The following is a 12,792-nucleotide window of genomic DNA, read 5'->3' on the forward strand; positions in this document are numbered from 1 at the left end:
TTCCCCCGCTATAACGGCTACTCGAATTTCCCCTCTGACAGATGCCGCTGACTCATGGAAACACCGGGACAGCGGTATCTCGATCGTCCGATTACGCTTCGCTAATCGAACCTACATGAGACGGTCATATGTGGGATATGCAGGTTGGCGCGGATCTGCCAATCTGACGCCATCGCCATAATCAGAATCACCACAAATAACAGAGCCGCCCTTATGGGCGGCTCCTGGAATCAGCGATGGTGACTGATTCGTCTTGTTACCGAATCATCTTTGTACTGAATCGTTATTGGGCCTTGGGCGGTTCAACCGCAGCGGCCGCCGGTTGGTCATCTTCCTTGACCCAGGCATCCAGCAGGGTGTAGCCCACCGCCAACACTACCGGGCCGATAAAGAGACCGATGATCCCCATGGTCAGCAAGCCACCGATTACCCCCACCAGAATGAGGATCAGCGGCAGGTCGGCGCCCCGCTTGATCAGGAAGGGGCGCAGGAAGTTGTCCATGGTGCCCGCAATCAATGACCACACCAGCAGGAAGGTGCCCCAGGTGGTGTCGCCGCTCCAGTAGAGGTAGCCGATACAGGCCAGCAGCACCGGGAAGGGGCCGATCTGGGCGACGATCAGCAGGAACATCACCACCACCAGCACCATGGCGTAAGGGATACCGGCAATCAGCAGGCCGACACCGGCTACCGAGGATTGCACCAGCGCAGTCACCACCACCCCCATCGCCACGGCACGGATCGCCTGTGAAGCGAGCACTGTGGCATTGTCGCCACGCTGACCCGCCAGCCGATGGGCAAAGCGGCGAATACCGGTCGCCACCACTTCACCGGAGTGATAGAGCACCCCGCAGATACCGACCGTCAGCAGGAAGTGGACAAACAGCAGCCCCAGATTACCGGCCTGAGAGGCGAGCCAGCGGGCGGTCTGGCCGAAATAGGGGGCCAGCTTGGCAAACAGCACCTGACCACCGCTCGCCAGAATTTGCTGCCAGAAGTCATAGAGCTTGTCGCCCACCAGCGGGATCTGTTGCAGCCAGAGCAGCTCCGGCGGAGGTGACTGGCTGATATGGGTACCCAGCTCGATCAGCATGGGCGCCTTCTCCGCCACATTGGCCAGCGTCATAAAGAGCGGGATGACAAACATCAACAGCAGCACCAGCGTCATAAAGAGTGCCGCCAGGGTGCGCTTGCCCCACAACAGGCGCTGCATCATCAGCATCAGCGGCCAGGTGGCGATGGTGATCATGGTGGCCCACACCAGCGCAGGCAGGAAGGGCTGCAACACCAAGAAACAGGAGATAATCAGGATGCTGAGAAACAGCACCCCCAGGGTTATCTTGGCCAAATCCACTTTTTTCACATTCATAGAGTTCCCTTGTCAGAGCCGTTGCCCTTGGGTCGTGTGTCGCATTTCAAGAAAGAGAGTATCCACCAGAGGCCAGCGCTCAACCAGAGCCCCAGCCCGAAAAAGAGCACAAACTGACCAAGCAGGATAGCCAGCGAACTGCTGATCAGCAGCGGCAGCGCCCAGAGCCCCGCCCCTATCACCGCGCCCCCCGCCAGAGTGACCGCGCCGGTCACAATGGGGGGATAACCGCCGCGGGTCAGGGTAAGCAAACCGCCAACCCAGAGCCCGAGAGCCGCCAGCCCGATCCCGGCCAGATGGGCCGATTGGGTCAGCCCACCGAACGCCAGTGCAGATGCGATCAGCAGCAGCCAAGCCGCCGAATGCCTGTCGGCACGCCAGCAGGTACGCGCGGCCAGCAGCAAGGCGCCAATCAGCAGGCCCACCGCCACATCGGAGATAAAGTGCACCCCGAGCCAGACCCGCGCCAGACCTGTGGTGAGGGCCAGCAACAGCGCCAGCGAATAGGCCAGCCCCCGCCGGGCAGGCCAGAGCCAGCCAAGCAGCGCCCCCCAGAACAGCAGGGCCGAAGCGGTATGGCCGCTTGGCATGCCAAAGCCTTGCGCGCTCTGGGTTGCCAGCAGCGGTTGCAGATGGAAGGGACGCGGCCAGCCGATCCCCTCCTTGCTTGCCTGCACCAGCAGCCCGAGCCAGAGCATGGCGAACAGCAGCTGGCGCAGCCGCGACCACCCCAGCAGCGGGAGCAGCAAAGGTATCAGGGCAAGCTGAAAGCCGCCTGAACCAAACAGATTGCTGACCGACAGCCACCAGACATCGGGCCCCAGCCACTGCTGCAGACGCATCATCAGCGGGATCTCGACCTGATGCAGCGCATTGCCCTGCGCCACAAAATCGGCCTGCCAGTGCACCTCGCTCTCTGGCACCTTATCCAGTCGGGATTGCAGCCAGTCGAGCTGCTCCGGGAATCGGCGCTGCTCGCGGGGCAGCTGGTCGATGGCGATCAGCCGAGCGTTAAGGATCTCCCCGCCCAGATTGGGAGCTTTCAGCAGCGAGACAAAATCGGAATCTTGCTGCGCGACGATAGGCTCCAGCGTGCGACAAGCGAAGATAAGCGCCCGCTGCCAGCGGCCCAACTCCTGCACCACCTCCCCCCGCAAGCCGGTCTCCTCAAAGAGTTCGCGCAGTGCCGCCTGCTGCGGACTCTCGCCGCCATCGATATAGCCACCGCTCAGGCTGTAGCGGGAGGAGATGCGATCCTGCACCAGCAGCAGTTGATCCTGATGGCGGATGGCGCAGGCGGCTGCCGTTGGGCCAGCCGGTTCGGCGCTCAGGGCTGGCAGAGCGACAAACAGCGCCAGCAAGAGTAAAAAGAGGGTTCTCGACATCAATTTGCTTTCCCTATGCACAATGGCGACAAGCCTCCCAGAAATCAGATAGTTGGGCAACGGTGGCGGCCGGATCGCCGCCGTTCCCGCCGCGCTGGCGGTGCACGGAAGATTGCGATGAAGCAGGGCACTCCCTACTATTGGCGGCTATCTTCAATTTCATGCAGCAAACGCTGGAGCCCTCCATGAGACAGTTCGGCTTTTTCCTCGGCATCGCCATCGGTGTCATTTTGATCCTGTTCGGCAGCATCGTCATCTTCCAGGCGCTCCCTGCCGCACTGGATGTACTGGAGATGCCAAGCCGCATCCCGTTCGTGCGCGAGGTCTACACCTGGCTGATGACCAGCGCCAACGGCCTGACCGCCCAGTTGGAGCAGAACTTCCTGGAAGCCTTCCAGACCGTGCTCAAGCTGATCCTGCTCATCACCTTCATGTGGGTCTGCGTCAAGCTGGTCAACATGGGGGTGCTGATTATCCGTGCCGGGGTTGACCTCATCCGTACCGCCATCGCCCACAGCGAAGGCCCCCACGACCAGAAGAAGCCGGATCAGCACGATCACTTCTGACTCTGACATGGTTAATGGATGTGAACGCTGCCGCCCCCAACCGGGGCGGCAGTGTTATATGCGTGGTATTGAGGCCCTTCCCAGCCCCCATGGATACCCGATAAAGCAGCGGCTTTCCCTTGTGAATCAGCAAACTGCCCATATGTTGCATCACCTTGACATGGTTTGCGCCCCGCACGGCGGCTGCCCGGTTTCTATCCCGACCCCGTGCTCTGGTATAATCGACCACCTCTTTTCCCCGTTATGGAGCCTGTTCATGCCCAATCATGCAGAAAGTGCCCTCGAGGTTCGTCTCGACAAGTGGCTGTGGGCGGCCCGTTTCTACAAGACCCGCTCCGTGGCGCGGGATCAGATTGACGGCGGCAAGGTGCACTACAATGGTCAGCGCAGCAAACCGGGCAAACAGGTGGAAGTGGGTGCGCTGATCCGCTTCTGGCAGGGGCAGGATGAGCGGGAAGTGCGGGTGCTGGCCATCAGCGATCAGCGCAAATCGGCCCCGCTCGCCCAGCAGCTCTATGAAGAGACCGCCGAAAGCCTGAAAAAGCGGGCCGAGAACAGCGAGGCACGCCGCTTCAACAGCCAGTTTGCCCCCAGCCCCGAGCGCCGCCCCGACAAGCAGGAGCGACGCCAGTTGCTCAAGGTCAAACAGTACTGACCGACCCCGATTTGATACCGGGCTGGCATCAACCCCAGCCCGCCCGATTTACCTCACCGAAAAGCCAGGAATACATGATGAGCAACCAAGATCTGCTGTATCGCTATCTGTTTGAAGAGTACGAAGTGCGTGGCGAGCTGGTCCAGCTGGATCACACCTACCGCCACGTAGTGGAAGCCCAGAACTACCCGGTGCAGGTGCAAAAACTGCTGGGCGAGCTGCTGGTCGCCACCAGCCTGCTGACCGCCACCCTCAAGTTTGAAGGCTCCATCACGGTGCAACTGCAGGGCGATGGCCCGGTGCGTCTGGCCGTGATCAACGGTGACAACAACCAGCAGCTGCGCGGCGTGGCCCGCTATGAAGGCGAGCTGCCGAGCGATGGCAAGCTGCAGAGCCTGATCGGTAATGGCCAGCTGATCATCACCATCACCCCGGAGCAGGGCGAGCGCTATCAGGGCATCATCGCGCTGGACGCCGACACTCTGGCAGGCTGCCTGGAGCACTACTTCGCCCGCTCCGAACAGCTGGCCACCAAGCTGTGGATCCGTACCGGCTACCATGAAGGTGCGCCGCGCGCTGCCGGCATCATGCTGCAGGAGCTGCCCGCCCAGAGCGAGGATCACAGCAACGATTTCGATCACCTGACCCAGCTCACCAGCACCATTAAGGATGAAGAGCTGTTCGGCCTGCAGGCAGAAGAGATCCTCTACCGTCTCTACCATCAGGACAAGGTGCGGGTGTTCGATCCGCAGGCGGTCGAGTTCCGTTGCACCTGCTCCCGCGAGCGCTGCGAAGGGGCCCTGTTGCAGATAGAAAAGGAAGAGGTCATGGAGATGGTGCAGGAGCTCGGCAAGATCGACATGCACTGTGATTATTGCGGCGCCCAGTACCAATTTAATGGGATCGATGTCGAAACCCTGTTCAGCAGGGCTCCCGGCAATGATGCAAACCAGTTACACTAATTAAAGGCGGGCAAAACCCGCCTTTAACTTTAATAACAAAAAAATACCCTATTTTATAAAGTTTGATGGCGATCGCTAAACTCTACCACCTAAGTGATAGGATGACCGTCAGATAGAACCCTACCAACCTCTGAACCCAGGAGAATACAATGACAATCGTGGCAGAACCCACCCTGGCCCAACAATTAGGACTGGACCAGTACGGCATCAAAAACAGCCAAGAAATCGTTCGCAACCCCTCTTACGAGCAGCTTTTCGCGGAAGAGACACGCCCTGACCTGGAAGGGTTCGAGCGCGGTGTGGTGACCGAGCTGGGCGCCGTCAACGTCAACACCGGTATCTTCACCGGTCGCTCCCCGAAAGATAAATATATCGTCAAAGATGCCACTACCCAGGATACTGTATGGTGGTCTGACCAGGGTAAAAACGATAACAAAGCCATTACCCCGGAAGTGTGGTCACATCTGAAAGGGCTGGTCACCAAACAGCTCTCCGGCAAGCGCCTGTTTGTAGTCGACGGTTTCTGCGGTGCCAACCCGGATACCCGCCTGGCCGTGCGCATCATCACCGAGGTGGCCTGGCAGGCACACTTCGTGAAAAACATGTTCATCCGCCCGAGTGATGAAGAGCTGAAAACCTTCAAGCCTGACTTCGTGGTGATGAACGGTGCCAAGTGCACCAACCCGAACTGGAAGGAGCAGGGCCTCAACTCCGAGAACTTTGTTGCCTTCAACATGACCGAGAAAATGCAGCTCATCGGTGGCACCTGGTACGGTGGCGAGATGAAGAAGGGCATGTTCTCCATGATGAACTACTTCCTGCCCCTGCGCGGCATTGCCTCCATGCACTGTTCCGCCAACGTGGGTCAGGACGGCGACGTCGCCATCTTCTTCGGCCTGTCCGGCACCGGCAAGACCACCCTCTCCACCGATCCCAAGCGTCAGCTGATCGGCGATGACGAGCACGGCTGGGATGACCACGGCGTGTTCAACTTCGAAGGGGGCTGCTACGCCAAGACCATCAAGCTCTCCGAAGAGGCCGAGCCGGATATCTACCACGCCATCCGCCGCGATGCGCTGCTGGAGAACGTGACCGTTGCTGCCGATGGCACCATCGACTTCGATGATGGCTCCAAGACCGAGAACACCCGCGTCTCCTACCCCATCTATCACATCGACAACATCGTCAAGCCGGTCTCCAAGGCAGGTCACGCCACCAAGGTGATCTTCCTGACTGCCGATGCCTTCGGCGTGCTGCCACCGGTCGCCAAACTGACCAAGGAGCAGACCAAGTACCACTTCCTGTCTGGCTTCACCGCCAAACTGGCCGGTACCGAGCGCGGCATCACAGAGCCGACTCCGACCTTCTCCTCCTGCTTCGGCGCAGCCTTCCTCTCCCTGCACCCGACCAAGTACGGTCAGGAGCTGGTAAAACGGATGGAAGCGGCAGGTGCAGAGGCCTATCTGGTCAACACCGGCTGGAACGGCACCGGCAAGCGCATCTCCATCAAGGATACCCGCGCCATCATCGACGCCATCCTGGATGGCTCCATCGAGAAGGCCGAGACCAAGGTGCTGCCGATCTTCAATCTGGAGATCCCGACCGCGCTGCACGATGTGAACCCGGCGATCCTCGACCCGCGCGACACTTACGCCGACAAGGCCGAGTGGGATGCCAAGGCCGTCGATCTGGCAGGTCGTTTCATCAAGAACTTCGAGCGCTTCACCGATAACGACGAAGGCAAACGTCTGGTTGCGGCAGGCCCGCAGCTGTAACAGGCTCGCTTCGTATCAGTGACATCATGCCGGTCAGCCACGCTGACCGGCATTTTTGTTTTTGTGACGGTCCCGAACGCCGCCATCGGCCCCGTTAAAGGGGCCAAAACCTTGCCTTTGCCCATTGTGACAGGTTAGATTCAGCCAAACTTTATACAATATACAATTCTGTAACGCCCAATCGTGACCCGACCATGACCCCACCCTACAAGACCCGAACCCAGATGGTGATGGAAAACCTCCGTGGCCGGATCCTCCGTGGGGAGTTCCCCGCTGGCGCCCCCTTGCGTCAGGATGCCATTGCCAAAGAGCTGGCCGTGAGCCGCATTCCGGTACGCGAAGCCCTGATGCAGCTGGAAGCGCAGGGGCTGGTGAAGTTCGAAGCCCATCGCGGCGCCGTGGTCACCATGCTGGACGCCTCGGCCATTGAAGAGCTCTTTTATTTGCGAGCGCTGCTGGAAGCCGATACCCTGTTTCACGCCGTCGACAAGATGACGGAAGCCACCTTCGCACAAGCGGAGGCGATCCTCGCCCAGTTTGATCACGCCCTGGAGTCAGGCACCCAGATCGAACATTGGGCCGAGTTGAACCACAGCTTTCACGCCACCCTCTATCAGGCAGCCGGTCGCCCCCAGGCACTTGAACTGATCGCCCAGATCAATCTGAGCTGTGACCGCTATGTCCGCTTCGAGCTGCTCTTTGCCAGCGACGGGGTGGACAAGGCGGAGCGTGAACACGCCCAATTGCTGGAACTGTGCCGCGCCCGGCGCAAGCACGAGGCGGTGGTGCTGCTCAGGCAGCATATCGAAGCAGCGGGTCAGTCGATCAAGCGGATCCTGGCCAGCGGCCATAAAAACTGAACACTCATATAGCAACCATCTGGCACTAACGACATGAATAATTTCGAGATAATTGAAACCCGCGTCGCCCAAGTCAGGGCCGAGCTGGCCATGCAGGAGTTGGACGCCTTTATCGTCCCCCACGATGATGAGCACCTCGGCGAGTACATCCCCGCCTATACCGAGCGGCTTGACTGGATCACCGGTTTCAACGGCTCTGCCGGCGTCGCCATCATCATGGCCCAGCGGGCAGCCCTCTTTGTCGATGGTCGCTATACGGTGCAGGCGCGGATGCAAACTCCCGCCGAACTGTTCGAATTCCTCCACCTCATTGAAAATCCTCATGTGCAGTGGCTGGCCGAACAGCTGCCGTCAGGCTCCCGGGTTGGCTTCGATGCCCGCCTGCACAGCCTGACCTGGTACAAGAATGCCAAGGCCGTGCTGGCCGATCGCGGTATCGAGCTGATCCGCGTCGAGCAGAACCCCATCGACCTGAACTGGAGCGATCGCCCGGAGCCGACCAAGAGCCCGGTCATCCTCTACAGCGAGGAGCTGGCAGGCCAGTCCAGCCAATCCAAACGTGAACAGCTGGCGGCCGACCTGCGCAAGCGCGGGCTGGATGCGGTGCTGTTGACCCAGGCCGAGCCCATCAACTGGCTGCTCAACCTGCGCGGCCGCGATATCGACCGGCTGCCGGTGGTGCTGGGCTTTGCGGTGCTCTACGCCAACACCAGCATGGATTTCTTCGTCGATACCGACAAAATTGACTGCTTCGCCTTTACCCAACACGTTGGGCAGGATGTCTCCGTCTACCCCATCGACAAGCTGGGCGACGTGCTGCAACGCATCGGTGAAGATCAGCAGAAGGTGCTGGCCGATCCGGACAGCGCCAACGCCTGGACCCAGCTCGTCATGGAAGAGGCGGGCGCCATTCTGGTGGCAGGGCAAGACCCCACCATGCTGCCGAAAGCGTGCAAGAACGAAATCGAGCTGACCGGCATGCGTGCCGCTCACCTGCGTGATGGCGTGGCCATGACCCGCTTCCTCGCCTGGCTGGATCGGCTGGTCGCCTCCGGTGAGTTCGAGGGGGTGGATGAAGGCACCCTGGCCGATCAGGTGGAAGCGTTCCGCCGCGAGCAGGAGCACTACGTCGAGCCGAGCTTCGATACCATCTCCGCGCTCGGCCCCAACGCCGCCATGTGCCACTACCACCACACCAACGGCACCCCGCGCGCGTTTGGCCAGGACAGCCTCTATCTGCTGGACTCCGGCGCCCAGTATATGGATGGCACCACCGACATCACCCGCACCATCAAGGTGGGTGAGGTGAGCGACGAGCAGAAAGCGATGTTTACCCGCGTACTGCAGGGCCATATCGCGCTGGATCAGGCCCGCTTCCCCCGCGGCACCGCCGGTATCCAGCTCGACGTGCTGGCCCGCATGCCGCTGTGGCAAGCCGGTTACAACTATGACCACGGCACCGGCCACGGCGTCGGCCACTTCCTGAGTGTCCACGAAGGGCCCCAGCGCATCGCGCCGAAAGGGAGCATGGTTGCCCTGCAACCGGGCATGGTGCTCTCCAACGAGCCGGGCTACTACCGTGAAGATGGCTTTGGCATCCGTTGCGAAAACCTGGTAGTGGTGACCGAGCTGGAACAGGTTGGCGAGCTGCCGATGCTGGGCTTCGAGCGGCTGACCTACGTGCCGTTCGATACCCGCCTGATCGACCGCAGCCTGCTGAGCCCGGCCGAATTCCGCTGGATCAACGAATACCATGTCGAGGTGTTCCGCCGCCTGAGCCCGCTGCTCGAGGGCGAGGATCTCGCCTGGCTGGAGCAGGCAACCAGCCTCATCTGATGACACAGGGCCTGCGGGCCCTGTTTTTTATCCCCCCTTTTGACCTGTATCAACACCCAAAGCGAGCAGGTCAGGAGAATGGCGGCCATGAAAAGTCATCATGCCAGCCCAGCCCGGGGCTCACACGCCGCAGCCAGCAAAAAGGCGAGTGACCATCCCAGACTCATGCGCGAGCAGCAGACGGTCAGCGCCATGATCCGCCTCTACTGCCAGCACCATCATCAGGATCCCCATTGCCGCCACTGTCGCCAGTTGCGGGATTTCGCCCATCAGCGCCTGCGTCGCTGCCGTTATGGCCACGGCCACAAACCCACCTGCGCTAATTGCAATATCCACTGCTACGCACCGGCGATGCGCAAACAGATCCAGCAGGTGATGAAGTGGAGCGGCCCGCGCATGTTGCTGCGCCACCCCTGGCTCACCCTCCGCCATCTGCTCGACGGCTTGCGCAAGGCTCCCAAACTGCCTCAGAGCCGCCCCCTGCCGCCATAGCCGCCAATCCCTTGCATCCGGCAGGGGATGACCACTACCCTATGACTCCTTTTTTGCCGTTGACCCCAAGGTCAGCGGCGTTGCCGATCCGTTTGCTGCCGATGGAGTCCTGATGCACCACAACCCGCCCCTGCTACGCCCCGCCACCCACAATGACATGCACGCCATCTGGCAGATCGATGCCAAGGTGTTTGGCGAAGATGTCTATCCCGCCTTCTTCTTCCGTCAGGCGATGGATTTGTGGCCCGAGTTGTTGCTGGTGGCCGAATACGAGGGGCAGCTGGTGGGGTATGTACTGGGAGGATTCGGTCAGGAGCGGTCGCAAGGCTGGGTGCTCTCGCTGGCGGTGCTGCCCGAGGCGCGCGGTTTCGGCCTCGCGGAGCGAATGATGCGCCAGATGGAGGCCAACCAGCAGGCGCTGCAGATCAGCGAACTGCGGCTCACGGTCGATCCGGCCAATCCGGCCCAGCGCCTCTACTACCGGCTCGGTTACACATTGCAGGCGGAAGTAGCCGACTATTTCGGCCCCGGAGAAGACCGTCTGCTGCTGGTTAAAACCCTCTCCGGTACAGCTGCGATTCAAGGACAAAACCGGTTACAGAACGCATAATTGGTTACATTTTGCCGATTTCATGTGTGACGGGGTTGGAGTAAAGTTCACTCATCAACCGGATTGTTCAAATTACGTGCAGCCCAGGAGGCCCACCATGTTGAAGCGTATGACCCTTATTGCCCTGCTGGCAGCAACCACCATCACCGGATGCGCCAACAGTGACGTTTACTCTGGCGATGTTTACACCAAAGACCGCGCCAAACAGGTGCAGACCGTCAGCTACGGCACCATCATCTCCACCCGCCCGGTGAAGATCCAGGCCGATGAGAACTCCCTGATTGGCACCATTGGCGGCGCCGTAGTCGGCGGCCTGCTGGGCAGCACAGTCGGTGGCGGCACCGGACGCGACATCGCAGCCGCAGGCGGCGCCATCGCCGGTGCAGCGGCAGGCAACGCCATCGGCAACAATATGAATCAGGTCGACGGCGTCGAGCTGGAGATCAAGAAAGAGAACGGCGAAGCCATCGTGGTCGTGCAGAAAGCCAGCCCCACCTTCACCCCGGGTGCTCGCGTGCGCATGACCCAGGGCAATGGCAGCATCAACGTGGCCGTCGTGAACTAAAAGCGCCACCGCGCTTGCACCATAAAAAAACCGCCGATCCCGGCGGTTTTTTATTGTCTGGCATTCGGAATTACATACTGTAAGCCTTCTCGCCGTGGGAGGTGACATCCAGCCCTTCCCGCTCGGCATCGCCATTCACTCGCAGACCCACCAGCATGTCGACAGCCTTGAAGGCAATCGCCGCCACGGCACCGGACCAGAGCAGGGTGACACCGACCCCGATGGCCTGGATCTTCACCTGAGTCAGGATGGAGTAACCCTCGGCAACCTGATTGGTGACATAATCCCACACCCCGGTGCCGCCCAGATCCGGACTGGCAAAGACGCCGGTCAGCAGGGCGCCGAGAATGCCGCACACCCCGTGCACGCCAAACACGTCCAGACTGTCATCGGCCCCTAGCATGCGCTTGAGACCGTGGACCCCCCACAGACCCGCCACGCCACTGATAAGGCCCATCACCAGACCACCACCCACACCGACGAAACCGGCTGCCGGGGTGATCACCACCAGACCGGACACCGCACCGGATGCTGCACCCAGCAGGGAGGGACGCCCCTTCATCACCCACTCGGCCAAGGTCCATGAGAGAGCTGCCGCAGCCGGCGCCACCCAGGTGTTGATAAAGGCGAGTGCGGCGATACCGTTGGCTTCCAGCGCGGAGCCCGCGTTGAAACCGAACCAGCCGAACCAGAGCAGGGAGGCGCCGATCATGGTCATAGTCAGACTGTGGGGGGTCATGGGATCACGACCGTAGCCCAGACGCTTGCCCACCAGATAGGCACCCACCAGACCCGCCACGGCGGCGTTGATGTGCACCACTGTGCCGCCTGCAAAGTCCAGCGCACCATGCTGGAACAGATAGCCGGCAGTTGCAGTCGCCGTGGCCGCAGCCTCGGCGCTGGTATAGGCATCCGGACCCGCCCAGTACCACACCATGTGAGCCAGCGGGATATAGGCGAAGGTGAACCAGATCACCGAGAAGAGCAGCACGGCGGCGAACTTGATGCGCTCGGCGAACGCCCCCACGATAAGGCCGCAGGTGATGGCGGCAAAGGCCCCCTGGAACACCACATAGATCAGCTCGCTGATCCCGACACCCTTGCTGAAGGTGGCGGCGATGGAGTCAGGGGTTACACCCTTGAGCAGCACCTTGCTGAAGGAGCCGTAGAAATTTCCCCCCTCGGTAAAGGCCAGCGAATAGCCGTAGATCACCCAGAGCACGCAGATAAGGCAGAACAGGGTAAAGACCTGCATCAGCACACTCAGCATGTTTTTGGCCCGCACCAGACCACCGTAGAAGAGGGCCAGACCGGGGATCGACATCAGGATCACCAGCGCCGCCGAGAGCAGCATCCAGGTGTTGTCACCCTTGTTGATTGTCATGGCGGCAACCGGTGCCACCGCCGCCTGTACCTGAGCGACCTCTTCGGCCCAACTTGGGGTAACCAGCAAGGCAGGCAACATCGTCAGACCCGCCATCATCCATTTTTTGACCATAGAGCACTCTCCTTCCCTGTCGTACCGGTACAAGACCGGCTCCGTTTCCCTGATTGAATCTGTGGCGAACCGCAAGGTGTTGCTGCAACCCGCCAGAATCACACCCGCGCCCGGCACGGGGATGTCTCTTGCCACTTCCTCATCACTGCATCTGCCGCCGATGACCGCAAGAGACCGTCTGACATGTAAAAAGCATAAAGCGGGCCACAAATTTAAATC

The 12,792-nt window shown here is 60.7% G+C and carries 12 protein-coding genes; 9 read left to right on the forward strand and 3 right to left on the reverse strand.

Annotated elements, in window-relative coordinates; translation table 11 throughout:
* Positions 1-283: 283 nt before the first annotated feature.
* Together ydiK and AB5Y67_RS16265 are read right to left on the reverse strand one after the other, a co-directional pair.
* Positions 284-1,369, reverse strand: coding sequence for an AI-2E family transporter YdiK (gene ydiK, locus AB5Y67_RS16260; RefSeq protein ID WP_325793971.1), 1,086 nt, complete (start codon positions 1,367-1,369; stop codon positions 284-286).
* Positions 1,366-2,754 carry a phosphatase PAP2 family protein gene (locus tag AB5Y67_RS16265; protein ID WP_199427847.1) on the reverse strand — a complete coding sequence of 463 codons (1,389 nt, stop codon included), beginning with the start codon at positions 2,752-2,754 and terminating at the stop codon, positions 1,366-1,368. The genes ydiK and AB5Y67_RS16265 overlap by 4 nt, the downstream gene beginning before the upstream one ends.
* Before the next feature lie 185 nt (positions 2,755-2,939).
* Here AB5Y67_RS16265 and AB5Y67_RS16270 point away from each other — a divergent pair, with 185 nt between their 5' ends.
* The 9 genes from AB5Y67_RS16270 (at position 2,940) to AB5Y67_RS16310 (ending at position 11,075) form a co-directional block, all read left to right on the forward strand.
* Positions 2,940-3,320 carry a hypothetical protein gene (locus AB5Y67_RS16270; protein WP_005340143.1) on the forward strand — a complete coding sequence of 127 codons (381 nt, stop codon included), beginning with the start codon at positions 2,940-2,942 and terminating at the stop codon, positions 3,318-3,320.
* A gap of 256 nt (positions 3,321-3,576) precedes the next feature.
* The gene (hslR, locus tag AB5Y67_RS16275) at positions 3,577-3,975 is read left to right on the forward strand and encodes a ribosome-associated heat shock protein Hsp15 (RefSeq protein ID WP_199427846.1); all 399 of its coding nucleotides are present in this window, start codon (positions 3,577-3,579) and stop codon (positions 3,973-3,975) included.
* Positions 3,976-4,052: 77 nt separating this feature from the next.
* Positions 4,053-4,937 carry an Hsp33 family molecular chaperone HslO gene (hslO, locus tag AB5Y67_RS16280; RefSeq protein WP_005340140.1) on the forward strand — a complete coding sequence of 295 codons (885 nt, stop codon included), beginning with the start codon at positions 4,053-4,055 and terminating at the stop codon, positions 4,935-4,937.
* 149 nt (positions 4,938-5,086) lie between these two features.
* The gene (gene pckA, locus AB5Y67_RS16285; RefSeq protein WP_199427845.1) at positions 5,087-6,712 is read left to right on the forward strand and encodes a phosphoenolpyruvate carboxykinase (ATP); all 1,626 of its coding nucleotides are present in this window, start codon (positions 5,087-5,089) and stop codon (positions 6,710-6,712) included.
* Between the two features lie 194 nt (positions 6,713-6,906).
* Positions 6,907-7,572, forward strand: a complete 666-nt coding sequence (locus AB5Y67_RS16290; protein WP_005340138.1) for a GntR family transcriptional regulator — start codon at positions 6,907-6,909, stop codon at positions 7,570-7,572.
* A gap of 33 nt (positions 7,573-7,605) precedes the next feature.
* Positions 7,606-9,408, forward strand: a complete 1,803-nt coding sequence (locus tag AB5Y67_RS16295) for an aminopeptidase P family protein (protein WP_199427844.1) — start codon at positions 7,606-7,608, stop codon at positions 9,406-9,408.
* Positions 9,409-9,495: 87 nt separating this feature from the next.
* Positions 9,496-9,900 carry a nitrous oxide-stimulated promoter family protein gene (locus AB5Y67_RS16300; RefSeq protein WP_005356534.1) on the forward strand — a complete coding sequence of 135 codons (405 nt, stop codon included), beginning with the start codon at positions 9,496-9,498 and terminating at the stop codon, positions 9,898-9,900.
* Positions 9,901-10,012: 112 nt separating this feature from the next.
* Positions 10,013-10,510, forward strand: coding sequence for a GNAT family N-acetyltransferase (locus tag AB5Y67_RS16305; protein WP_005356536.1), 498 nt, complete (start codon positions 10,013-10,015; stop codon positions 10,508-10,510).
* A gap of 97 nt (positions 10,511-10,607) precedes the next feature.
* On the forward strand, positions 10,608-11,075 hold the full coding sequence (locus AB5Y67_RS16310; protein WP_199427843.1) for a glycine zipper 2TM domain-containing protein: 468 nt from the start codon (positions 10,608-10,610) through the stop codon (positions 11,073-11,075).
* 70 nt (positions 11,076-11,145) lie between these two features.
* Here AB5Y67_RS16310 and amt read toward each other — a convergent pair whose 3' ends face one another.
* A complete protein-coding gene (amt, locus tag AB5Y67_RS16315; RefSeq protein ID WP_005342989.1) occupies positions 11,146-12,573 on the reverse strand; it encodes an ammonium transporter in 1,428 nt (475 codons plus the stop codon).
* Positions 12,574-12,792 lie beyond the last annotated feature (219 nt).

The organism is Aeromonas sp. s12 (assembly GCF_040907925.1).
Classification (GTDB): domain Bacteria; phylum Pseudomonadota; class Gammaproteobacteria; order Enterobacterales; family Aeromonadaceae; genus Aeromonas; species Aeromonas veronii.

Bases quoted from the DNA above. Each gene is read 5' to 3' on its own strand.
- ydiK (WP_325793971.1), bottom strand. From the start codon at position 1,369: ATGAATGTGAAAAAAGTGGATTTGGCCAAGATAACCCTGGGGGTGCTG.
- AB5Y67_RS16305 (WP_005356536.1), top strand. From the start codon at position 10,013: ATGCACCACAACCCGCCCCTGCTACGCCCCGCCACCCACAATGACATG.
- amt (WP_005342989.1), bottom strand. From the start codon at position 12,573: ATGGTCAAAAAATGGATGATGGCGGGTCTGACGATGTTGCCTGCCTTG.
- pckA (WP_199427845.1), top strand. From the start codon at position 5,087: ATGACAATCGTGGCAGAACCCACCCTGGCCCAACAATTAGGACTGGAC.
- AB5Y67_RS16270 (WP_005340143.1), top strand. From the start codon at position 2,940: ATGAGACAGTTCGGCTTTTTCCTCGGCATCGCCATCGGTGTCATTTTG.
- AB5Y67_RS16290 (WP_005340138.1), top strand. From the start codon at position 6,907: ATGACCCCACCCTACAAGACCCGAACCCAGATGGTGATGGAAAACCTC.
- AB5Y67_RS16295 (WP_199427844.1), top strand. From the start codon at position 7,606: ATGAATAATTTCGAGATAATTGAAACCCGCGTCGCCCAAGTCAGGGCC.
- hslO (WP_005340140.1), top strand. From the start codon at position 4,053: ATGAGCAACCAAGATCTGCTGTATCGCTATCTGTTTGAAGAGTACGAA.
- AB5Y67_RS16300 (WP_005356534.1), top strand. From the start codon at position 9,496: ATGAAAAGTCATCATGCCAGCCCAGCCCGGGGCTCACACGCCGCAGCC.
- AB5Y67_RS16265 (WP_199427847.1), bottom strand. From the start codon at position 2,754: ATGTCGAGAACCCTCTTTTTACTCTTGCTGGCGCTGTTTGTCGCTCTG.
- AB5Y67_RS16310 (WP_199427843.1), top strand. From the start codon at position 10,608: ATGTTGAAGCGTATGACCCTTATTGCCCTGCTGGCAGCAACCACCATC.
- hslR (WP_199427846.1), top strand. From the start codon at position 3,577: ATGCCCAATCATGCAGAAAGTGCCCTCGAGGTTCGTCTCGACAAGTGG.